Source organism: Enterobacter sp. CFEC122, assembly GCF_052983755.1.
Map to the genome: position 1 here is coordinate 16343 of NZ_JBRIQR010000032.1, position 22994 is coordinate 39336.

Below are 22994 nucleotides of genomic sequence, written 5' to 3' on the forward strand. Positions count from 1 at the left end.
AGATGAAAAAACGCGTACTCGTTATTGCCGCTCTGGTGAGCGGTGCACTGGCTGTTTCTGGCTGCACAACCAACCCTTACACCGGTGAGCGCGAAGCGGGTAAATCCGGCATTGGCGCGGGTATCGGCTCGCTGGTCGGCGCAGGCGTTGGGGCGCTCTCCTCCTCCAAGAAAGACCGCGGCAAAGGCGCGCTGATTGGCGCAGCGGCGGGCGCGGCCCTGGGCGGCGGCGTCGGTTATTACATGGACGTGCAGGAAGCAAAACTGCGCGACAAAATGAAGGGAACCGGCGTGAGCGTGACGCGCAGCGGCGATAACATCATCCTGAACATGCCGAACAACGTCACCTTCGACAGCAGCAGCGCAACGCTGAAACCCGCGGGTGCGAACACCCTTACCGGCGTGGCGATGGTGCTGAAAGAGTACAACAAGACCGCCGTGAACGTGATTGGCTACACCGACAGCACCGGCAGCCAGGATCTGAACATGCGTCTGTCCCAGCAGCGCGCCGATTCCGTGGCCAGCTCGCTGATTACCCAGGGCGTTGAAGCAAACCGCATCCGCACCAGCGGCATGGGCCCTGCCAACCCTATCGCCAGCAACAGCACGGCGGAAGGCAAAGCGCAGAACCGCCGCGTAGAGATTACGTTAAGCCCAATTCAGTAAGTAAAAGCAAAACGGCAACCCCGTTGCCGTTTTTGTGTTTGCGCCCTCTCCCGTGGGAGAGGGTTGGGGTGAGGGCATCAGACCGCAACCTCCGGTAAGCGCAGCACCACCGGGCAAATTACTTGATTCGTCCGATTTTCCCGCTAAGGTATTCTCACTAAATTCAGGGAAATCAGCGATGAGCAAACCAGCCCGGGCCACCATCAGCGACGTGGCGAAAGCCGCCAAAACCGGCAAAACCAGCATTTCGCGCTACCTTAACGGCGAGAAACACCTGCTATCCGATGCGTTGCTGGCGCGTATTGAACAGGCTATTGCCGATCTCGACTACCGTCCCAGCCTCATGGCGCGCGGGCTCAAACGCGGCCGCACCCGCCTTATCGGGCTGATCATCGCCGATATCACCAACCCCTACTCCGTGAACGTGCTCAGCGGTATCGAAGCCGCCTGTCGCGAGAAGGGTTTCACGCCGCTGGTCTGTAATACCAACAACGAAGTCGACCAGGAGCTGCATTATCTCGACCTGCTGCGCAGCTATCAGGTGGAAGGGATTGTGGTCAACGCGGTAGGCATGCGTGAAGAAGGCTTGAATCGCCTGCAGCAATCCTCCCTGCCCATGGTCCTCATCGACCGTAAAATCCCGGAATTTGCCTGCGACGTGGTCGGGCTGGATAACATCCAGGCCGCCACGACCGCCACCGAACATCTGATTGAACAGGGCTTCGAGGCCATTCTGTTTCTGAGTGAACCGCTGGGGATGGTCAATACCCGACGTGAACGCCTGAGCGCATTTCGAGCCACGCTGGAGCGTTATCCCGGCGTGATCGCCGAAAATGCCGAAACGCCGCTTCACGAAGCCGGGCAGCTCGACAACACCCTGCGTCAGTTCCATACGCGCCATCGTGGGATGCGCAAAGCGGTTATCTCCGCCAACGGGGCGCTGACGCTGCAGGTTGCCCGCTCGCTCAAGCGCATTGGCCTGCACTGGGGCAGCGACATCGGTCTGCTGGGGTTTGATGAACTGGAGTGGGCGGAGCTGGCTGGCGTCGGCATTACTACCCTCAAACAGCCCACCTGGCAGATTGGCTATGCTGCTGTTGAACAAGTCGTTCGTCGTATTGAAGGCACCAGCGATGCCGTTCGCGAGCAGGTCTTCTCCGGCGAGCTGATCGTTCGTGGCTCCACCGCGCGTTAAATTTCCCTTGTGATAGCGATCATAAATTCAACATCCTGACCTTTTCTTTGGAACCGGTTCCATCTAGCGTAATAGTATTGATATGTTGCGATGGAGTCCGAAGATGGGCAGGAAAATTATGGTGGTCACCGCCGCGTACGGTGCGGAACAGGTGCGACAGGCGGGCGGTCAACGGGCGATGCTCCCCGTTATTGCTGGCGCGGGGGCAGACGGCGTGGAGATCCGCCGGGAACTGTTCAACAGCGAAGAGCTGCTGGCGCTGCCCGCGCTGGGCGAATCCATTGAGCTGCTGGGTCTGCTGGCGTGCTACTCCGCACCCGCCGCCCTGTTTATGCCCGACGGCACCCTCAACCCGGACCTGCCCCACTATCTCTCTGAAGCCAACACCCTGAACGCCCTGTGGCTGAAGGTTTCCCTCGGCCATTTCAGCGACACGCAACCACTCGACGCCCTGCGTACGCTATTGAACACCAGCGGTATGGCGTTGGTCGTGGAGAACGATCAGACCGACTGCGGACAGCTCGCGCCCATGCAGCGCTTCCAGGCCGCCTGTCGGGAAATGGCGCTTCCCGTCACGCTGACCTTCGACATGGGGAACTGGCTGTGGGTGGGCGACTCCCCGGAAGAGGCCGCGCGTCATCTGGCCCCTGCGGTGAGCTATATCCACGTGAAAGCCGCCGTGCCGCATAAAGATAACTTCCGCGCCGTCGCACCGGACCGCGCCGATGCGCGCTGGCTGGATCTGCTCGGCCAGCTGCCTGCCGATGCCCCGCGCGGTATCGAATTCCCGCTGGAAGGGTCGGATTTAACCGCCGTTACCCGCCATTACGTCAACCTGCTGCGCGAGGAGTAAACCATGCACAAGACGCTGGATGTCATCACGATCGGCGAGGCCATGGCCATGTTTGTCGCCACCGAAACGGGCGAGCTGAGTGCGGTGGAGCACTTTATCAAACGCGTCGCAGGCGCTGAACTCAACGTCGCGACCGGCCTGGCGCGTCTCGGCCTGAACGTGGGCTGGGTCAGCCGCGTGGGGGATGACAGCTTTGGCCATTTCGTTCTCGATTCGCTGAAAAAAGAGGGGATTGATGCTGCAGGGGTCACCCTCGACGGACGCTTCCCTACCGGCTTTCAGCTTAAATCCAAGGTCGAAAATGGAACCGATCCCATCGTGGAGTATTTCCGCAAAGGCTCGGCTGCAAGCCACCTTTCTGTCGCGGATTACCACGCCGATTACTTTGCCTCCGCACGTCATCTGCACCTGAGCGGCGTAGCCGCGGCACTCTCTGCCAGCTCGTATGAGCTGCTGGATCATGCCGCGACCACCATGAAAGCTCAGGGGAAAACCCTATCGTTCGACCCCAACCTGCGTACGGTGCTGTGGAAAAGCGAAGCGGAAATGGTGGAGAAACTGAACCGTCTGGCGTTCCGGGCGGACTGGGTTCTGCCAGGCCTGAAAGAAGGGATGATTCTGACCGGCGAAAGCACGCCGGAAGGCATCGCCGACTTCTACCTGAATAAAGGGGTAAAAGCGGTGGTGCTGAAGACCGGTGCCGATGGCGCGTGGTTTAAAACGGCCAACGGCGAGCAGGGCGCGGTCGCGGCAGTGAAGGTCGAGAACGTCGTCGACACCGTCGGCGCAGGTGACGGCTTTGCCGTGGGCGTGATTAGCGCCCTGCTGGAAGGTAAAACGCTGCCGCAGGCCGTCGCGCGAGGCAACAAGATTGGCTCGCTGGCCATTCAGGTGCAGGGCGACAGCGAAGGATTACCAACACGAGCACAGCTCGGCGTTTAAATTCCCTCTCCCTGTGGGAGAGGGCCAGGGTGAGGCAGCAAGCCGCACCAGATAATTAAGCCACCGTGTACCCTACAGACAACGGCGGTAACAACCTCAACAACAGAGGCAAGCCTATGAACAGTTCGACCAATGCAGTAAAACGCTGGTGGTACATCATGCCAATCGTGTTTATCACGTACAGCCTGGCGTACCTTGACCGTGCCAACTTCAGCTTCGCGTCCGCCGCAGGGATCACCGAGGACCTCGGGATCACCAAAGGGATCTCCTCCCTGCTGGGTGCCCTTTTCTTCCTGGGCTACTTCTTCTTCCAGATCCCCGGCGCGATCTATGCGGAACGCCGCAGCGTGCGTAAGCTGATCTTCATCTGTCTGATCCTGTGGGGCGCCTGCGCGTCGCTGACCGGCATGGTGAACAATATTCCTGCCCTGGCCGCCATTCGCTTTATCCTCGGCGTCGTTGAGGCGGCGGTTATGCCCGCGATGCTGATCTACATCAGCAACTGGTTTACCAAATCTGAGCGCTCGCGCGCGAATACCTTCCTGATCCTCGGTAACCCGGTCACGGTACTGTGGATGTCGGTGGTGTCCGGCTACCTGATCCAGGCCTTCGGCTGGCGCGAGATGTTTATCATTGAAGGGGTACCGGCAATTATCTGGGCCTTCTGCTGGTGGGTGCTGGTGAAAGATAAACCTGCCCAGGCGAAGTGGCTTTCCGAAGATGAAAAAGCAGCGCTGCAGGCGCAGCTGGACAAAGAACAGCAAGGTCTGAAGGCGGTGCGTAACTATGGTGAAGCCTTCCGCTCGCGTAACGTGATCCTGCTCTGCGCGCAGTACTTTACCTGGAGCATTGGCGTGTACGGCTTTGTGCTGTGGCTGCCGTCCATTATCCGCAGCGGCGGTGAAAACCTCGGTATGGTCGAAGTAGGCTGGCTGTCATCCGTACCGTATCTGGCGGCAACCATCGCGATGATTATCGTTTCCTGGGCGTCGGACAAGCTGCAGAACCGCAAGCTCTTTGTCTGGCCGCTGCTGCTGATTGCTGCCTTCGCCTTTATTGGCTCCTGGGCCGTGGGCGCAAACCACTTCTGGGTCTCTTATACGCTGCTGGTGGTTGCCGGTGCGGCCATGTACGCCCCTTACGGACCGTTCTTTGCCATCATCCCCGAGATGCTGCCGCGTAACGTGGCGGGGGGGGCGATGGCGCTGATTAACAGTATGGGTGCGCTGGGTTCGTTCTGCGGCTCCTGGTTCGTCGGTTACCTGAACGGTGCCACCGGCAGCCCATCCGCATCGTACATCTTTATGGGGGTGGCGCTTTTCGCCTCGGTATGGCTTACTCTGATTGTTAAGCCTGCTAATAATCAACAACACCCTGTCGGCGCTCGCCACGCCTGAATCCTTAAAAAATCAACGGAGATTAGCATGAAGCCGTCCGTCATTTTGTATAAAACCCTGCCGGAAGATCTGCAGAAACGCCTTGAAGAGCACTTCACCGTCACGCAGGTGAAGAACCTGCGCCCGGAAACCGTGGCACAGCATGCCGACGCGTTCGCGAGCGCGGAAGGCCTGCTGGGTTCAAGCGAAAAAGTAGATGTCGCCCTGCTGGAGAAAATGCCGAAGCTTCGTGCTACCTCAACCGTTTCCGTGGGTTACGACAACTTCGACGTGGATGCGCTTAACGCCCGCAAAATCCTGCTGATGCATACCCCGCATGCTCTGACGGAAACCGTGGCCGATACGCTGATGGCGCTCATGCTCACCACGGCCCGTCGCGTGGTGGAAGTGGCTGAGCGCGTCAAAGCGGGCGAATGGACAAAAAGCATTGGTCCGGACTGGTTCGGTGTGGATGTTCACTGCAAAACGCTGGGCATTGTCGGTATGGGGCGTATCGGGCTGGCGCTGGCGCAGCGCGCGCATTTTGGTTTTAACATGCCGATTCTGTATAACGCGCGTCGCCATCACAGTGAAGCCGAAGAACGCTTCAACGCCCGTTACTGCGAGCTGGATACCCTGCTGCAGGAAGCCGATTTTGTCTGCCTGGTTCTGCCGCTAACGGACGAAACCCGTCATCTGATCGGCAAAGAGGCGTTTGAAAAAATGAAGAGGTCAGCCATTTTCATCAATGCGGGTCGTGGCCCGGTGGTGGATGAGAAGGCGCTGATTGAGGCCCTGAAAAACGGTGAGATCCATGCAGCAGGTCTGGACGTGTTTGAGCAGGAGCCGCTGCCGGTGGACTCCCCGCTGCTGACAATGCCTAACGTGGTTGCCCTGCCCCACATCGGCTCAGCCACCCATGAGACGCGCTACAACATGGCGGCCACCGCGGTCGATAACCTTATTGCCGCCCTTAGCGGAAAGGTGGAGAGAAACTGCGTGAACCCGCAGGTGCAACGGTAGAAACGAAAAAACCCGCCAGAAGGCGGGTTTTTAAATTCTTTGCTACTGGGTTGGAAGCTTACAGGCTTACAACGTTACCAGCTGCTGGGCCTTTAGCGCCGCTTTCGATGGTGAAGGACACTTTCTGACCTTCGTCCAGAGATTTGTAGCCATCGTTCTGGATAGCAGAGAAGTGTACGAACACGTCTTTAGAGCCATCGTCAGGAGTGATGAAGCCGAAACCTTTATCAGCGTTGAACCATTTTACCAGACCAGTCATTTTAGCAGACATAGAAATTACCTTATTAACAAATATATTGTGCCTTCCGGCTTGATGGATTGCGTTACAGATTTTTAAGCGATGAAGGAAGGGTCACTACGAAGGGTATCTATGGATAACAATCTGGACTGCTTTACTAAACTGCTTTAGGTCTGTGTAACAAACCGACGGGAATAGTTATACCGATGTGGTAGAGGAATGACAAGCGTTATTTTCGCAACGCATAAAAAAACCCCGCCAGAAGCGGGGTTTTTTCGGTTTATTCTGTGGCAGCGACTGCGGCACTCCAGGCCTGGCTAAAGGCCTGATGCTGAGAGGCCAGCGGCCCAATCAGCGTATTGTACTGGCTTGCCTGCTGGGAGGTCGGGAACTGAATACCGTTGGCAACAAAGCTTACCTGCGTATTCTGCTGGGCAATAAAGTCACCCACCTGGACCAGCTGCTGCGTGAAGATTTGCGCGGCCGGAATCAACGGCTGCAGTGCTTCTGACGGTTTGGTCACCACTTTCTCATACACTTTGTCGAAGACCGGTTTGAGATCGTCGCCCTGCTTCAGCGCAGAACGTGACGCGTCAGCCTGCATTTTCGCATTCTGCAGCTGCTGGCTCAGCACGCCAAGCGCACCGTTGGACTGGCGCAATGGTTCACGCTGCGTCATGTAATCCTGTGGAACGCGGATGGCGTTCACGCTATCCACTACCGGGCGGATACCGGAATCCATCGCCTGGCTCACCTGCTGTGAATAACCATAAAGAATGGCGTAATCGGACACAAAGGGGCCAAACTGCTTTTTCTGATCCGCAGTCAGCGTTGGCAACCGCTCGCCGCTGCGCATCACTGTATTCTGCAGAAAATCGATAAACGCTTTGCGCTGATCGCCTTCTTTATCAAAACACCCACTCAGGCTAACAACCATCAACAACGCCGCAATAGGCGCAAACCAGCGAGAGCAGGACTTTCCTGTCGCCATTTTATTACTCCTTTCACCCAAAAAAGCGCACACCGGCACACGCGTGCCCGACGCTGACAAGGATAGTCCAGGTCAGCCTTGCAAGATACTCTTTTCATGCAAAACGGCTATTGCCGATTTATTTCTTACCATTTACAAAAAAATACCTGGCGAAGCCGACATATGACTAATCAGGGAATTAGCATAACTCTCCATATTGCTGAATCGGATACAGCGATCGTTACCGCACGATTAATCACACCCGTGACGATCCTGGGTTGGTATTAGGGACTATTCTTAACTGGCTCTCTGATGTTCTTGATCACGATGTGAGATTTAAGAGGAGTCCTCAATGGAATATAAAGATCCTGAGTTTGAGCTGCTGAGTAGCCTGGAACAGATCATTTTTAAAGATGTACCGCAGACGATTACCCTGCAACAAAAATCCAATCCCTTTACAGAATATGAGCAATTGCGCAAAGGGACAGGACTGAAAACCGAAGAATTCGCCAGAGCGATGGGTGTCAGCGTGGCTATGGTGCAGGAGTGGGAGTCAAAACGTGAGAAACCCACCCCAACCGAGTTACGGCTGATGCGCCTGATTCAGGCCAACCCTGCACTCAGCAAGCAGATCGCGTAGTGAAGATTGAATGCCCCCGCCTTTGCGGGGGCTTGTGTTTTACAGGCTATCACAACGCCACCCCGCCTCTTCCCACACCAGCGCATGCGTTAACGTTAAGCCGCTTAAAAACGCCTCATCGTGTGATACCACCAGCAGTGCCCCAGGGAAACCGGCCAGCGCCGCTTCAATGGCCTGGACTGAAGCCAGATCCAGATGGTTGGTCGGTTCATCCAGCAGCAGAAGCTGCGTGGCTTCCGCGCGCCACAGCACGCAGGCCAGGGCAGCCTTAAGACGCTCACCGCCGCTGAGCGCCGCCAATGGGAGCATCACTTTGTCAGCCCCCAGTTGAAGCTGCGCTAAACGGGTTCGCAATACCCCCTCTTCCAGAGGGGTATGACTCAAATTGAGATGCGTCATGACCGACTGCGAGAGATCGAACCGGGAGAGATGCTGGTCGAGATAAGCGCAGCTGACGGACACTTTACAGCTACCCGACCGTGGGGCAACCTCGCCGAGGAGGGTTTTTAACAGCGTCGACTTCCCGCAGCCGTTCGGCCCCTTTAACGCCACACGCATCGGTCCGTCCATCCGCCAGTTGAGCGGAGGAACAGGTACATGCTGCAGCACCAGATCCTCCAGCACCAGCACCTGCTTCCCCTCCGGGATCTGACTTCCCGGCAGGGTGAACATGACCGGGTTATCGTCTTCAACCCGCTCACGCGCCTTGTTAACCGCGGCGTTCAGCGCTTCATTTTGCTCGCTGTGCTGTTTTTTCCAGGAGCCAATCCGCTCCTTTGCCGCGCCTTTATATTTGACCCGCTCGAACGATGCGATATTCAGGGTATCGACGGTGCGTAACGTCTTTGCCGACCGCCGCTGGCTGTCATCATGCTCTTTTTGCATGCGCGCGCGGGTGCGTTTGCGCTCGGTTGCCGCATGTTCCAGCGCCGCGCGGGCAGCCTGCTGTTCGGCATCGCGCTGGGCTTGATAATCCGCATAATTTCCGCCGTAGCTGCGCAGACCCGAGGCGCTCAGCTCAAGAATACGCGGCACCTGCTCCAGAAGTTCGCGGTCATGAGAGGCCACCAGCACGCCGCCCTGATACCGACTCAACTGGTCGTAGAACCACACCCGGCCTTGTCGATCCAGATGGTTAGTCGGTTCGTCCAGCAGAAGAAAGTCCGCGCCCGCCGTAAACGCCCCGCACAGCAGGGCGCGGATGCGCTCGCCGCCGCTGAGTTCTATGGCGGGCTTATCAGGCTCAAACGGTGGGAGCGTCGCATTGATAAACGCTTCGCTCAGACGTTCGGCTATATCCCAGTGGCCGTCGAGTAACGCCAGATCGTCAGGCTGATAATCACCGCTGTCAATGCGCTTACGCGCCGCAAAAATCGCGTCATACCCGAGAAGTTCAGCCAGCGTCGTCTGCGAAGAAATAACATGCTGCTGCGCCACCCAGGCATGCGAGCCAAAGCGTTCAATATGACCGGTAGCCGGTTCGTCCAGCCCCGACAGCAGACGCAGCAGACGCGTTTTTCCGCTGCCGTTGCGGCCAACCAGCGCACACAGGGAGGGTTCCAGCGTGAGATTCAGCGGACCAAAAAGGGTATCGCCCGTCGGAAACTGACAGGTGACCTGATGCAAAATAAAAGAAGGGGACTGCGCAAAATGAGCCATAAGCACTCCTGAATGAAATCAAAACATCCCCTGCCGACGCGATGGCGTTTAGCAAGGATCGAAATTCATCAGTCGTGTTTGTTCATTTTTGGGGGGCACTCCAGCGCGAGAAAGTTAACGGGGATAAGGATAGCGGGAATGGGTTGACCATTTCAAGGTTAAATTTTCAGCAACACACTATAAAAAAACCCGCCGAAGCGGGTTTTTAGCATTTGTCACAACGGGCACATTACTGCAGCAGCGAAATATCCGCCACGCGCAGGAACAGCTCACGCAGTTTCTCGAGCATAGAGAGACGGTTAATACGCAGCTCTTTATCTTCTACGTTTACCATCACTTTCTCGAAGAAGGCGTCGATGACGTCACGCAGCTCGGCCAGCTCCACCAGCGCTTCCTGGTAGCGACCTTCCGCGAAGACCGGCTCGAGCTTGTCGCGCAGCACCACAACCTGCATCGCCAGGGCGATCTCTTCCGGCTCTTTCAGCGTCGCGGCGTTCACACGCTCGTTCAGCGTCTCGTCGGACTTCGCCAGGATGTTGGAGACACGCTTGTTGGCCGCCGCCAGAGCAGATGCCGCTTCCAGCGTACGGAAGTGGGAAACCGCCTTCATACGCGCATCGAAATCAGCCGGACGGGTCGGACGACGCGCCAGCACCGCCTGAATGGTGTCGACGGTGTAACCTTCATCCTGATACCAGGCGCGGAAACGACCGAGCATAAAGTCGATCACGTCATCCACAACGTTGGCGTTGGTCAGCTTGTCGCCGTACAGACGCACCGCTTCTTCGGTCAGGGTCTGCAGATCCAGGTTCAGGTTCTTCTCAACGATGATACGCAGCACGCCGAGCGCAGCACGACGCAGCGCAAACGGGTCTTTGTCGCCTTTCGGATGCTGGCCGATACCGAAGATACCCGCCAGGGTGTCCATCTTATCGGCAATTGCGACAGCACAAGCTACCGGGTTGGACGGCAGTTCGTCACCCGCAAAGCGCGGCTGATACTGCTCGTTCAGGGCAACCGCCACGTCTTCCGCTTCGCCATCGTGACGCGCGTAGTGCATGCCCATCACGCCCTGGGTGTCGGTAAATTCGAACACCATGTTGGTCATCAGGTCACACTTGGAGAGCAGGCCCGCACGCGTCGCGTGGTTAACGTCGGCACCGATTTCACGAGCGATCCAGCCGGACAGCTCCGCAATACGGTCGGTCTTGTCGCGCAGCGTACCCAGCTGCTGCTGGAACAGTACGGTCTGCAGGCGTGGAAGATGATCTTCCAGACGCTTTTTACGGTCGGTGTTGAAGAAGAACTCGGCATCCGCCAGACGTGGGCGCACGACCTTCTCGTTACCGGAGATAATCTGGCTCGGATCTTTCGATTCGATGTTCGCCACGAAAATGAAGTTTGGCAGCAGCTTGCCGTCGTTGGCATAGACCGGGAAGTACTTCTGGTCACCCTTCATGGTGTAAACCAGCGCTTCAGCCGGAACGGCCAGGAATTTCTCTTCGAACTTCGCGGTCAGCACAACCGGCCATTCCACCAGCGAGGTCACTTCTTCCAGCAGGCTGTCGCTCAGATCGGCTTTACCGCCAATCTTACGCGCCGCGTCTTCCGCGTCCGCTTTGATTTTGGCTTTACGCTGTTCATAGTCAGCAATGACCTTGCCGCGCTCCAGCAGGATTTGCGGATACTGGTCGGCATTGTCGATGGTGAACTCAGGCTCGCCCATAAAGCGGTGGCCGCGAATCACGCGATCGGACGCCACGCCCAAAATGGTCGCCGGAATAACGGTGTCGCCCAGCAGCAGGGTCACGGTGTGAACCGGACGCACGAAGTGCACATCGGACGCGCCCCAGCGCATCAGCTTAGGAATGGGCAGCTTCGCCAGAGACGTGGCAATCATGTCCGGCAGCAGCGCTTCCGCGCTTTCGCCTTTCACATGGGCACGATACAGCAGCCACTCACCTTTATCGGTGGTCAGACGCTCGGCCTGATCGACGGTGATGCCGCAGCCGCGCGCCCAGCCTTCCGCCGCTTTGCTCGGCTTGCCTTCCGCGTCAAACGCCTGGGCAATCGCCGGGCCACGTTTTTCGACTTCGCGATCCGGCTGAGACGCCGCCAGGTTTGCCACTTTCAGCGCCAGACGACGCGGAGCAGCAAACCACTCAATTTTACCGTGCGCCAGGCCAGCGTTATCCAGCTCGGCAGTCACGTTCGCAGCAAAAGATTCAGCCAGGCTGCGCAGGGCTTTTGGTGGCAGCTCTTCGGTGCCAATTTCCACCAGGAAAGTTTTCTCAGACATGGCCGCCTCTTATTTGTTTCGGTTGCACATCGGGAAGCCAAGGGCTTCACGGGACGCATAGTAAGCTTCTGCAACGGCTTTGGTCAGGGTGCGAATACGCAGAATGTAGCGCTGACGTTCAGTCACGGAGATCGCTTTGCGGGCGTCCAGCAGGTTGAAGCTGTGGGCGGCCTTCAGAATACGCTCGTAGGCAGGCAGCGGCAGCGGAGTCTCCAGCGCCAGCAGCTGCTGCGCTTCTTTCTCATACTGCTCGAAGCAGGTGAACAGGAAGTCCACGTCCGCGTATTCGAAGTTATAGGTGGATTGTTCCACTTCGTTCTGATGGAACACGTCGCCGTAGGTGGTTTTACCCAGCGGGCCGTCGCTCCAGACCAGGTCGTAAACGCTGTCTACGCCCTGAATGTACATCGCCAGACGTTCCAGACCGTAGGTGATCTCACCGGTGATCGGCTTACATTCCAGACCGCCAACCTGCTGGAAGTAAGTGAACTGGGTCACTTCCATGCCGTTCAGCCACACTTCCCAACCCAGACCCCAGGCACCCAGCGTTGGGTTTTCCCAGTTATCTTCCACGAAACGGATGTCGTGGATGGTGGGATCCATACCCAGCTCTTTCAGCGACCCGAGGTACAGTTCCTGAATGTTGTCGGGTGATGGCTTAATCACCACCTGGAACTGATAGTAATGCTGCAGACGGTTCGGGTTCTCACCGTAACGACCATCGGTCGGACGACGGGAAGGCTGCACATACGCGGTCGCCATTGGCTCTGGCCCCAACGCGCGCAGGCTGGTCATCGGGTGTGAAGTGCCGGCGCCGACTTCCATGTCCAAAGGTTGAACAATGGTACAGCCCTGACGAGCCCAGTAATCCTGTAAGGTCAGGATCAGGCCCTGGAAGGTCTTGGTATCAAACTTTTGCATAGTATTTCGTGCTGGATACGTGTGGTTTTAAATGGAAGGGACCAGTATACCCGCTGGCTGCAAGATATACAGTACGAAACGGGGTTGTTTAGGGAAAATTGGGAAATAAGCATTCACGCCAGGGCGCTGACGGCGTCTGGCTGTTGATTATGCGAGCAGGCTAGCGCATGGAGAGGTGTAAAAACTGGCCGTCCGCATCAAACGAGCAGACAAAGCCTTCTTTACGCGCCGTATAGCCCTTGAGCTCATAGCTGCCCTGAAAGCGCTCAAACCCGGTGACGTTGATTTTCTGCACGTCCGAGTTATAGCGGCGTGCGGCCTGGTCCTTGCAGAGTGACTCCATATTCAGTGAACGTTCCGGGCTCATTTTGCCCTGCTGGGCTTTTTGCACTGGTGCTTCTTGTGGCGCACTGCATCCCGCCAGCATGAAAAGCAGAATGAGTGATGCCACACGCTTCATCATCATTTTTATTACCGTCCTGGTCAGTGGCTGTTATTTTTAGTATCAATACGTTTATAGATTATGGTCAGCCATTCTGCGAATCTCGCGGTCTCCCGGCAAGCCTGCGAATAAAACTCAGAATTTTCCAAACGAAGACTTTTGGACAATGGGAGTCACATTCACTTTACAGGGAATACGAGGAACTGATGCCGTCAAAAATTAACTGGATTGATAACCTGCGAGGAATAGCGTGTCTGATGGTGGTCATGATCCACACGACGACCTGGTACGTCACGAACGCCCACAGCATCAGCCCCGTTAACTGGGATATCGCCAATATTCTCAACTCTGCGTCGCGCGTCAGCGTGCCGCTGTTCTTTATGATTTCTGGCTTTCTCTTTTTTGGCGAACGCAGCGCGCAGCCGCGGCACTTCATCCGCATCGCGGCCTGCCTGGGGTTCTACAGCGCCGTTGCCCTGCTCTATATCACCCTGTTCACCTCCATTAACGCCGGGTTATCCCTCAAATATTTGCTGCAAAAACCGGTGTTCTACCACCTGTGGTTCTTCTTCGCCATTATCGTGATCTATCTGGTCTCTCCGCTCATTCAGGTGAAAAACGTCAGCGGGAAAATGCTTCTGGCCCTGATGGTGGTGATTGGCATTGTCGCCAACCCGAATACGGTCTCGCAGAAAATCGACGGATTTGAGTGGCTGCCGGTGAACCTCTATATCAACGGCGATACCTTCTATTACGTGCTTTACGGCATGCTGGGGCGCGCCATCGGGATGATGGACACGCAAAAACGCGGTCTGAACTGGCTCTGCGGGGCACTGTTTATCGCCGGCGTGGCGGTGATTTCACGCGGGACGCTGCATGAGCTTCAATGGCGCGGTAATTTTGCCGATACCTGGTATCTCTACTGCGGGCCGATGGTCTTTATCTGTGCCGTATCGCTGCTCACGCTCGTTAAAAACACCCTGAATGCGCGTCACCTTCCCGTACTGAGCGTCATTTCACGACACTCTCTCGGGATTTACGGTTTTCACGCGCTGGTGATCCACGCGCTTCGGACACGAGGCGTCGAGCTTAAAACCTGGCCGGTGCTGGATATCATCTGGATTTTTGCTGCGACCCTGGCGATCAGCCTGCTGCTGTCGATGCTGCTGCAAAAAATAGACGTTCGCCGCTTCGTCAGCTAACGCTTCGCTGCCGGGCGCGATGGTACTGGCGCGGGGAGGAAAACCCTGCCGCCAGGGAAGCCTGCTCCACGCCGCGCCCCTGCAATAGCCACTGTTCCGCCACCGCCAGACGCAGCTGCTCCAGATAATCGCGGACGCTAATCCCTAAATGTGTCTGGAAAAGCCGGGTGAGATGGCGCGGGCTGACGTGCGCCAGCGCGGCGATATCAGGCAAGTTCCACGCTTTTTGCGGCTCGGCTGTGAGCGCATCCTGCGCCCGATGAATCGCCGGATGAAGATGATTGCGGTAGCGTAGCCACGGGGAGAGCTGGGGATCGTCACCAGAACGGCGGAACCAGACCACCATCTCGCGCGCCACATTCAGCGCCTTTTCGGGGCCGCACAGGCGGTTAATCATATGCAGCGCCAGGTCGATGCCCGACGTGATCCCCGCGCTGGTCCAGATGTTCTCGTCCTGCACAAAGATGCGGTTTTCTTTAATCGTCGCCGTAGGGGCCGCGGTGCGTAAACGGCTGATAACGTCATGGTGAGTTGTGCACTGTTTGTTATTCAGCAGGCCCGATTTCGCCGCCAGCAACGCTCCTGAACAGACGCACATCACGGTGATTTCCTGGCGCTGGATCTGCGGCTGCCGGCGCATCAGCCAGTGCTGAATCTGCTGCGCCTGCGGGGTTGAGAACTGAAAGCGGGAGTCGCTCACCCCCGGCAGGACCAGCAAGCTGCCCGGAGACAGGCTTTCCGGCAACGGCTGGATGCCGCTCATCGTCAGACCTATCGACGTCGGAACCTCCGGCTGCGGGCCAATGTAATGCAGACGAAACGCGTCGCCTGCCAGCACAAAGGTTTCTGCCGGGCCGGTCATGTCTAATGACAGCACCCCGGGCAACATCACGAACCAGACGTCGATGGGCATTACAGTGACTCCAGCGTCTCCGCTACCGTTTTAATGTCGGCAAAACGCCCGGACAGTACCGTTTCGGTACGGTGGCGAATGTCCGCTGCGCTAAGGGTAATGCCCTTGTACGTCATGGGGAACGTCAGCGTTGCCTCGCTCACAAAGGTCACAGCATACCCCAGATCGGATGCCACCCGGGCGGTGGTTTCACAGCATTGCTCCGTGCGAATGCCGCAGATAATCACACTATTGATATCGCGCTCGCGCAGCCAGCGATCGAGCCCGGTATCCGTGAAGGCATTATGAACGTGTTTCTGGAAAACCACATCCGGCTGATGACGCAAAAAGGCCATCGGTTTGACATAGCCGCTTTCCAGCGTAAATGGGCCGTCTTCATCCACATGAAAAATATCAACGACCGGAATACCGCGCGCCTGGCAGCCTTCAATCAGCCCCAGCATCGCCTGCTGAAACGCGGGAATGTCATCCTCCTGCCAGTAATTGCGGTGATGGAAGGACTGCTGAGTATCAATGTTGATGAGTGCAATGCGTGACATGATGGTTCTCCTCGCCAGTGGGTGTGACACCATACTGGCAAGGAAAGGAAGGCGCGCACAGACCAAAAAAGGACATCCTCGTGCCTCTCCCGGACAAGCGAATTTACGTCATTAGCGGCAGCAGCTGCTGGTAGATTTTGCGGAACACGTCGCGCCTTTCCGCGTACCGCGCATGGCGCGCCGCGTCAGGCAAATGCGCCTGTTCAAGCGTAAGCTGCGGCAGCAGTTGTGAAAGCTGTTTTTCCGGGTTCATAGCAATCTGCGCCAGACGCGCGGCGCCGAGCGCGGGGCCAACATCGCCACCGGTGCGGAAATCCAGCTGCAACCCGCTGATGTCCGACAGCATTTGTCGCCAGTAAGGGCTTCGCGCACCGCCGCCAATCAGGGTGACGCTTGCGGGTTTCAGGCCGCAGTCGTGAACCACGTCCATTCCGTCAGCCAGCGCATATCCGACGCCTTCGAGAACCGCACGCGCCAGTTCTGCCGGACCATGCTGATGGGTTAAGCCAAAGAACACCCCTTTCGCTTCCGGATTGTTGTGTGGCGTACGCTCGCCTGACAGATACGGTAAAAACCAGACGGTACCGGCATTTTCATCCGCCTGCTGTGCTGCGGCAATCAACGCAGGAACATCGGCCATCCCGGTCAGCTTCGCCGCCCAGTCCAGGCACGACGCTGCACTCAGCATCACCGACATCAAATGCCATTTTCCTGGCAGCGCATGACAGAAACTGTGCACCGCGCTTTCGGGATTGCTGCGATAGCCGTCACTGACGGCAAAATAGACGCCAGAGGTTCCCAGCGACAGCATCGCCTGACCTGCCTCAACCATGCCGACGCCCACGGCCCCTGCGGCATTGTCACCGCCCCCGGCAACCACCGGCACGGCAGACATATTCCAGCGTTCCGCAACGTCCGGCAGCAATGTGCCTGTTACCTCGCTACCTTCGAATAGCGCGGGCATGTGTTCACGGGTCAGGTGGCAGGCATCCAGCATCGCCTCGCTCCAGTCACGTTTCGCCACGTCGAGCCACATCGTGCCGGCGGCATCGGACATGTCGGAAGCAAAATCGCCCGTCATACGAAAGCGCAGATAGTCTTTCGGCAGCAGGACTTTCGCCACCTGCCGGAAAATCTCCGGCTCGTGTCTCTGCACCCACAGCAGCTTGGGCGCGGTAAAGCCGGGCATCATCAGGTTGCCGGTAATCTCACGAGACGTAGGTACGCGCGCCTCAAGAAGCGCACACTCTTCCGCACAGCGGCCGTCATTCCAGAGGATCGCAGGACGCAACACGCGATGCTCGCTGTCCAGCAAGGTTGCACCGTGCATTTGCCCGGCAATCCCCAGCGCTTTCACGTCACGCAGAGAATGCTGTTCACCTAACGCCTTGATTGCACGTTCCGTTGCCTGCCACCACTGCTCCGGGCCCTGTTCCGACCACAGCGGATGCGGACGTGAAACCTGCAGCTTTTCAGTCTGCGTTGCTAACACGTCGCCCTGCTCGCTTAACAGGATGGCTTTCACACCCGATGTGCCCAGATCGATCCCGATATACATATAGTGGATTCCTTAAGTGAAAATGCCCGGTGGCGCTGCGCTTACCGGGCCTACAAGCTGGATGCCGTTATTTATCGAACAGGTAGTGGTTGACCAGATTTTCCAGCAGCTCCTGGTGCCCGCTCTGGTGCTGCGGCGCCAGCTGATGGTGTTCAGCGTACTTCGCGATCTCCGCAAGCGATAACTGACCTTTCAAAATTTGCTGGCCCAGCTCACTGTTCCAGCCGCTGTAGCGCTTCGCCACGCGTTTATCGAGCTCGCCGTCTTCAATCATACGTGCCGCTACCTTCAGCGCCAGCGCCATGGTGTCCATCGCGCCAATGTGGCCGTAGAACAGATCGTATTTGTCGGTGCTCTGGCGACGCACCTTGGCGTCAAAGTTCAGGCCGCCGGTAGTGAAGCCGCCCGCTTTGACGATCTCATACATCACCAGCGCATTCTCTTCAACGCTGTTCGGGAACTGATCGGTGTCCCAGCCCAGCTGTGCATCGCCACGGTTCGCATCGACAGAGCCGAAGATGCCCAGCGCAATCGCCGACGCGATCTCGTGGTGGAAAGAGTGGCCCGCCAGCGTGGCGTGGTTGGCTTCAATGTTCACTTTGATCTCTTTTTCCAGACCGAACTGCTTCAGGAAGCCATACACCGTCGCCACGTCGTAGTCATACTGGTGCTTCGTCGGTTCCTGCGGTTTTGGCTCAATCAACAGCGTGCCGCGGAAGCCGATTTTGTGCTTGTGGTCGACAACCATCTGCATAAAGCGGCCAATCTGCTCGCGCTCCTGACGCAGGTCGGTGTTGAGCAGGGTTTCATAGCCTTCACGGCCTCCCCACAGGACATAGTTTTCGCCGCCCAGCTGATGCGTGGCATTCATTGCCGTCACCACCTGCGTGGCCGCCCAGCTAAACACTTCCGGATCCGGGTTGGTTGCCGCACCTGCGCCGTAGCGTGGGTTAGTGAAGCAGTTTGCCGTGCCCCACAGCAGCTTCACGCCGCTTTCCTGCTGTTTTGCCGCCAGTACATCCACCATCTGCGCAAAGTTGTTCAGGTACTCTTTCAGCGACGCCCCTTCCGGCGACACGTCAACGTCATGGAAGCAGTAGTACGGCACGTTCAGCTTGTGGAAGAACTCAAACGCCACATCGGCTTTGCGCTTTGCCAGTTCGATGGCCTCACCCGGCTGCTGCCACGGGCGGTCAAAGGAGCCCACGCCGAACATATCGGCGCCGTTCCAGCAGAAGGTATGCCAGTAACAGGCGGCAAAGCGCAGATGATCTTCCATGCGCTTACCCAGCACCAGCTCATCCGGGTTGTAGTGACGAAATGCTAAAGGATTGGTCGTTTTTGGGCCTTCGTAACGAACACGATCGAGTTGGTCGAAATAAGCTTGCATATTGAGCTCCATAATCAGGGTATGCGGCGAGTCGTTGATACAGGAGTAATAGTGAATAGACATTTTGGGTTGCTCAATTACGTTATTTCACACTGCTATTGAGAGAATGCACAACTGTGCGCTGGCTCGCAAAATAATGCGCAGGCAAACTATTTTTCGGCGCGGATTCCAGAATCAAATGTAATTAAGACGTTACGTATTTTAAAATCCGATCGCGGTCATAAATTCAGAAATAAACCAAATATCATAATGAGAAGATAAAAATCTGTAATTGCCAGCCTGCCTTTCCGCGTTAAAAATTTGCTGCGTCCCAGCAGTGAATGTTTCTTTTATCTCAGCAACACATACCCCTACAAAAAGGCCTAATAATTATGAAGATAAAGAACCTGACCCTAACGCTCTGCACTACGCTCCTCCTTGCAAGCTTTGCAGGGCATGCCAAGGAGGTCAAAATTGGCATGGCGATTGACGACCTGCGTCTGGAGCGCTGGCAAAAAGATCGCGATATTTTTGTGAAGAAAGCGGAATCACTCGGTGCGAATGTGTTTGTTCAGTCAGCTAACGGCAACGAAGAAACGCAAATGTCGCAGATCGAGAATATGATTAACCGCGGCGTCGATGTGCTGGTCATTATCCCCTATAACGGCCAGGTATTAAGTAACGTGGTGAAAGAAGCCAAACAAGAAGGCATAAAAGTGCTGGCCTATGACCGCATGATTAATAATGCGGACATTGATTATTATATTTCGTTCGACAATGAAAAAGTCGGCGAATTACAGGCACAAAGCCTGATCGACAAAGTGCCTCAGGGCAATTATTTCCTGATGGGCGGCTCGCCGGTAGATAACAACGCCAAGCTGTTCCGCGAAGGGCAAATGAAGGTCCTTAAACCGTACATCGATAACGGGAAAATAAAAGTGGTTGGCGATCAGTGGGCCGACGGATGGTTACCCGAAAACGCCCTGAAGATTATGGAAAACGCGCTGACGGCCAACAACAACAAAATTGACGCGGTTGTGGCCTCCAACGATGCCACCGCAGGCGGTGCGATTCAGGCCCTGAGCGCCCAGGGGCTGGCGGGTAAAGTCGCCATTTCAGGGCAAGATGCCGATCTGGCTGGCGTAAAACGTATTATCGCCGGCACCCAAACCATGACGGTCTACAAACCGATTACCGAGTTGGCCAATACGGCGGCGGAAATCGCCGTGGAACTGGGCAACGGTAAGCAACCAAAAGCAGACGCCACGCTGAATAACGGGCTGAAAGACGTTCCGGCTCGCCTGCTCACCCCTATTGAAGTCAATAAAGAGAACATTGACGCCACCGTCATTAAGGACGGTTTCCACAAGAAGAGCGAACTGTAATCCGGCGCGGCCCCTGCTCTGCGGGGGCGCATCACGTTGCACTGTTCTTTCCTCGGGTTATGTGGAGCAGTTATGCCTTATTTACTTGAAATGAAAAGCATCACCAAGCGCTTCGGCACGGTGAAAGCCGTCGACAACGTCAGTCTCCGGCTAAATCCCGGCGAAGTGGTTTCGCTGTGTGGCGAGAACGGTTCAGGCAAGTCAACGCTGATGAAAGTGCTGTGTGGGATCTACCCGCACGGCAGCTACGAAGGCGAAATCGTCTTTGCCGGCGAAGTGATCCAGGCAACTCACATTCGCGATACCGAACGCAAAGGTATCGCCATCATCCACCAGGAACTGGCGCTGGTGAAACATCTCACCGTGCTGGAGAACATTTTCCTCGGAGCCGAAATCTCCCGCCACGGCGTGCTGGATTACGACACCATGACGCTCCGCTGTGAAAAGCTGCTGGCGCAGGTGAGCCTCCACATTTCACCGGATACCCGCGTGGGCGACTTGGGCCTGGGGCAACAGCAGCTGGTTGAAATCGCTAAAGCGCTCAATAAGCAGGTCAGGCTGCTGATCCTCGATGAGCCAACGGCCTCGCTCACCGAACAGGAAACCGCGGTTCTGCTCAATATCATCCGCGATCTGCAAAACCACGGCATCGCCTGTATCTACATTTCGCACAAGCTTAACGAGGTCAAAGCCATTTCGGACACCATCTGCGTGATCCGCGACGGTCAGCACATCGGCACGCGTGAAGCCGCGGGCATGAGCGAAGATGACATCATCACCATGATGGTGGGGCGCGAGCTGACGGCGCTCTACCCGAATGAGCCTCACACCAAAGGTGATGAAGTGCTGCGCGTGGAAAACCTGACCGCGTGGCACCCCGTTAACCGCCACATTAAGCGCGTCAATAACGTCTCGTTTTCTCTGCACAGCGGCGAAATTCTCGGTATTGCCGGGTTAGTCGGTGCCGGGCGCACGGAGGCCGTACAGTGTCTGTTTGGCGTATGGCCGGGGCGCTGGGAGGGCACGATTTATATCGACGGCCAGCCGGTGAAAATCGACAACTGCCAGCAGGCGATTGCCCACGGCATTGCTATGGTGCCGGAAGACCGCAAAAAGGACGGCATCGTGCCGGTCATGGCAGTGGGGAAAAACATTACGCTTGCGGCACTCGATCGCTTCTCCGGCGCGCTGAGCAGCCTGGACGATGCCGCCGAGCAGCAGTGCATCCTCCAGTCGCTTGCCCGTCTGAAGGTCAAAACCTCCTCACCGGAACTGGCCATTGGCCGCCTGAGCGGCGGCAACCAGCAGAAGGCGATTCTGGCGCGCTGCCTGCTGCTCAACCCGCGCATATTAATCCTCGATGAGCCCACGCGCGGGATTGATATCGGTGCCAAATATGAAATCTACAAACTGATTAATCAGCTTGTACAGCAAGGGATTGCCGTCATTGTCATCTCGTCTGAGTTACCCGAAGTGCTCGGCCTGAGCGACCGCGTGCTGGTCATGCACGAGGGAAAACTGAAAGCCAATCTGATTAACCAGAACCTGACGCAGGAGCAGGTGATGGAAGCCGCTTTAAGGAGCGAACGTCATGTCGAAAAGCAATCCGTCTGATATCAAAGTCGCCGTTCCGACGCCCGGTGCGTTCGCAGGGCTAAAAGCGCTGAACCTGCAGGTGTTCGTGATGATCGCGGCCATTATCGTCATCATGCTCTTCTTTACCTGGATGACCGATGGCTCGTACCTGAGCGCGCGTAACGTCTCCAACCTGCTCCGCCAGACCGCTATCACCGGCATTCTGGCCGTGGGCATGGTGTTCGTGATTATCTCCGCGGAAATCGATCTGTCGGTCGGCTCGATGATGGGGCTCCTCGGCGGCGTGGCGGCCATTTTTGACGTCTGGCTCGGCTGGCCGCTGCCGCTGACCGTGGCGGTCACGCTGGTGCTGGGTCTGGTTCTGGGGGCCTGGAACGGCTGGTGGGTAGCCTACCGTAAAGTGCCGTCGTTCATTGTCACCCTGGCGGGGATGCTGGCCTTCCGCGGGATCTTAATCGGCATCACCAACGGTACCACCGTCTCCCCGACCAGCGCGGCCATGTCGCAGATTGGTCAAAGCTATCTCCCGGATGGCGTGGGCTTTACCATCGGCGTGGCGGGGCTGCTGGCGTTTGTCGCGTGGCAGTGGCGTGGACGCATGCGCCGTCAGGCGCTGGGGCTGGCGTCGCCAGCATCAACCTCGGTGGTGGGACGTCAGGCGCTGACGGCGGTCATTGTGCTGGGTGCCATCTGGCTTCTGAATGACTATCGCGGTGTCCCGACCCCCGTCCTGCTGCTGGCGCTTTTGCTGCTGGGCGGCATGTTTATGGCGACGCGCACCGCGTTTGGCCGCCGTATTTATGCCATCGGCGGCAACCTTGAGGCTGCCCGTTTGTCGGGGATTAACGTCGAACGCACCAAACTCGCGGTCTTCGCCATTAACGGCCTGATGGTCGCCATCGCCGGGCTGATCCTCAGCTCGCGCCTGGGGGCCGGTTCTCCCTCCGCGGGCAACATCGCCGAGCTGGATGCTATCGCCGCCTGCGTTATTGGCGGCACCAGCCTCGCAGGGGGTATCGGCAGCGTCGCGGGCGCGGTGATGGGGGCATTTATCATGGCGTCGTTGGATAACGGGATGAGTATGATGGACGTCCCGACGTTTTGGCAGTATATCGTCAAGGGAGCCATTCTTTTACTGGCAGTCTGGATGGACTCGGCCACCAAGCGACGGGCCTGATAACGGTATTGTGACTTAATTGGGAAGTGAGC

Annotated in this window: 21 protein-coding genes; 11 read left to right on the forward strand and 10 right to left on the reverse strand. The window is 57.0% G+C overall.

Going from position 1 to position 22994, the window contains the following annotated elements; translation table 11 throughout:
• Window positions 1-2 precede the first annotated feature (2 nt).
• From ACVCAM_RS19435 to ghrB, 6 genes are all read left to right on the forward strand, one after another.
• Window positions 3-665, forward strand: a complete 663-nt coding sequence (locus ACVCAM_RS19435) for an OmpA family lipoprotein (RefSeq protein ID WP_008502762.1) — start codon at window positions 3-5, stop codon at window positions 663-665.
• A gap of 178 nt (window positions 666-843) precedes the next feature.
• Complete coding sequence (locus tag ACVCAM_RS19440) at window positions 844-1860, forward strand: LacI family DNA-binding transcriptional regulator (protein WP_023345235.1); 1017 nt, start codon at window positions 844-846, stop codon at window positions 1858-1860.
• A gap of 103 nt (window positions 1861-1963) precedes the next feature.
• Complete coding sequence (locus tag ACVCAM_RS19445) at window positions 1964-2713, forward strand: sugar phosphate isomerase/epimerase family protein (RefSeq protein WP_025910491.1); 750 nt, start codon at window positions 1964-1966, stop codon at window positions 2711-2713.
• 3 nt (window positions 2714-2716) lie between these two features.
• Window positions 2717-3655, forward strand: a complete 939-nt coding sequence (locus tag ACVCAM_RS19450) for a sugar kinase (RefSeq protein WP_407222953.1) — start codon at window positions 2717-2719, stop codon at window positions 3653-3655.
• A gap of 116 nt (window positions 3656-3771) precedes the next feature.
• Complete coding sequence (locus ACVCAM_RS19455) at window positions 3772-5052, forward strand: MFS transporter (protein WP_021242469.1); 1281 nt, start codon at window positions 3772-3774, stop codon at window positions 5050-5052.
• A 27-nt stretch (window positions 5053-5079) separates the two neighbouring features.
• On the forward strand, window positions 5080-6054 hold the full coding sequence (gene ghrB, locus ACVCAM_RS19460; protein ID WP_306699774.1) for a glyoxylate/hydroxypyruvate reductase GhrB: 975 nt from the start codon (window positions 5080-5082) through the stop codon (window positions 6052-6054).
• Window positions 6055-6112: 58 nt separating this feature from the next.
• On the opposite strand, the gene cspE is transcribed toward ghrB, so the two are convergent.
• Complete coding sequence (gene cspE / locus ACVCAM_RS19465; RefSeq protein WP_003860775.1) at window positions 6113-6325, reverse strand: transcription antiterminator/RNA stability regulator CspE; 213 nt, start codon at window positions 6323-6325, stop codon at window positions 6113-6115.
• A 247-nt stretch (window positions 6326-6572) separates the two neighbouring features.
• Complete coding sequence (locus ACVCAM_RS19470) at window positions 6573-7283, reverse strand: DUF3053 domain-containing protein (RefSeq protein ID WP_008502756.1); 711 nt, start codon at window positions 7281-7283, stop codon at window positions 6573-6575.
• 331 nt (window positions 7284-7614) lie between these two features.
• Here ACVCAM_RS19470 and ACVCAM_RS19475 point away from each other — a divergent pair, with 331 nt between their 5' ends.
• The gene (locus tag ACVCAM_RS19475; RefSeq protein ID WP_008502755.1) at window positions 7615-7902 is read left to right on the forward strand and encodes an HTH-type transcriptional regulator; all 288 of its coding nucleotides are present in this window, start codon (window positions 7615-7617) and stop codon (window positions 7900-7902) included.
• Window positions 7903-7941: 39 nt separating this feature from the next.
• Here the strand turns inward: ACVCAM_RS19475 and ACVCAM_RS19480 are convergent, their stop codons facing one another.
• From ACVCAM_RS19480 to ACVCAM_RS19495, 4 genes are all read right to left on the reverse strand, one after another.
• Entirely contained in the window at window positions 7942-9561 is a 1620-nt protein-coding gene (locus ACVCAM_RS19480) for an ABC-F family ATP-binding cassette domain-containing protein (protein ID WP_025910499.1), read from the reverse strand.
• Window positions 9562-9790: 229 nt separating this feature from the next.
• On the reverse strand, window positions 9791-11860 hold the full coding sequence (gene glyS / locus ACVCAM_RS19485; RefSeq protein WP_008502753.1) for a glycine--tRNA ligase subunit beta: 2070 nt from the start codon (window positions 11858-11860) through the stop codon (window positions 9791-9793).
• Window positions 11861-11869: 9 nt separating this feature from the next.
• The gene (gene glyQ, locus ACVCAM_RS19490) at window positions 11870-12781 is read right to left on the reverse strand and encodes a glycine--tRNA ligase subunit alpha (RefSeq protein ID WP_003860141.1); all 912 of its coding nucleotides are present in this window, start codon (window positions 12779-12781) and stop codon (window positions 11870-11872) included.
• A 160-nt stretch (window positions 12782-12941) separates the two neighbouring features.
• On the reverse strand, window positions 12942-13247 hold the full coding sequence (locus ACVCAM_RS19495) for a YsaB family lipoprotein (RefSeq protein WP_021242465.1): 306 nt from the start codon (window positions 13245-13247) through the stop codon (window positions 12942-12944).
• A 182-nt stretch (window positions 13248-13429) separates the two neighbouring features.
• Between ACVCAM_RS19495 and ACVCAM_RS19500 the strand changes: the two genes are divergently transcribed.
• Window positions 13430-14425: an acyltransferase gene (locus tag ACVCAM_RS19500; RefSeq protein WP_181368051.1), complete on the forward strand. Its 996-nt coding sequence runs from the start codon at window positions 13430-13432 to the stop codon at window positions 14423-14425.
• Here the strand turns inward: ACVCAM_RS19500 and ACVCAM_RS19505 are convergent.
• The 4 genes from ACVCAM_RS19505 to xylA form a co-directional block, all read right to left on the reverse strand.
• The gene (locus ACVCAM_RS19505; protein WP_023326456.1) at window positions 14418-15338 is read right to left on the reverse strand and encodes a GlxA family transcriptional regulator; all 921 of its coding nucleotides are present in this window, start codon (window positions 15336-15338) and stop codon (window positions 14418-14420) included. The genes ACVCAM_RS19500 and ACVCAM_RS19505 overlap by 8 nt on opposite strands.
• Window positions 15338-15877, reverse strand: a complete 540-nt coding sequence (locus ACVCAM_RS19510; protein ID WP_008502749.1) for an isochorismatase family protein — start codon at window positions 15875-15877, stop codon at window positions 15338-15340. Before ACVCAM_RS19510 ends, ACVCAM_RS19505 begins: the two co-directional genes overlap by 1 nt.
• Window positions 15878-15980: 103 nt before the next feature.
• Window positions 15981-17435, reverse strand: a complete 1455-nt coding sequence (xylB, locus tag ACVCAM_RS19515) for a xylulokinase (RefSeq protein ID WP_407222951.1) — start codon at window positions 17433-17435, stop codon at window positions 15981-15983.
• Window positions 17436-17502: 67 nt separating this feature from the next.
• On the reverse strand, window positions 17503-18825 hold the full coding sequence (gene xylA / locus ACVCAM_RS19520) for a xylose isomerase (RefSeq protein ID WP_119312291.1): 1323 nt from the start codon (window positions 18823-18825) through the stop codon (window positions 17503-17505).
• 371 nt (window positions 18826-19196) lie between these two features.
• Between xylA and xylF the strand changes: the two genes are divergently transcribed.
• From xylF to xylH, 3 genes are all read left to right on the forward strand, one after another.
• Window positions 19197-20189, forward strand: a complete 993-nt coding sequence (gene xylF, locus ACVCAM_RS19525) for a D-xylose ABC transporter substrate-binding protein (RefSeq protein ID WP_008502746.1) — start codon at window positions 19197-19199, stop codon at window positions 20187-20189.
• Window positions 20190-20261: 72 nt separating this feature from the next.
• Complete coding sequence (locus ACVCAM_RS19530; RefSeq protein ID WP_008502745.1) at window positions 20262-21803, forward strand: xylose ABC transporter ATP-binding protein; 1542 nt, start codon at window positions 20262-20264, stop codon at window positions 21801-21803.
• The gene (xylH, locus tag ACVCAM_RS19535; protein ID WP_008502744.1) at window positions 21781-22962 is read left to right on the forward strand and encodes a xylose ABC transporter permease XylH; all 1182 of its coding nucleotides are present in this window, start codon (window positions 21781-21783) and stop codon (window positions 22960-22962) included. The genes ACVCAM_RS19530 and xylH overlap by 23 nt, the downstream gene beginning before the upstream one ends.
• Window positions 22963-22994: the final 32 nt, after the last annotated feature.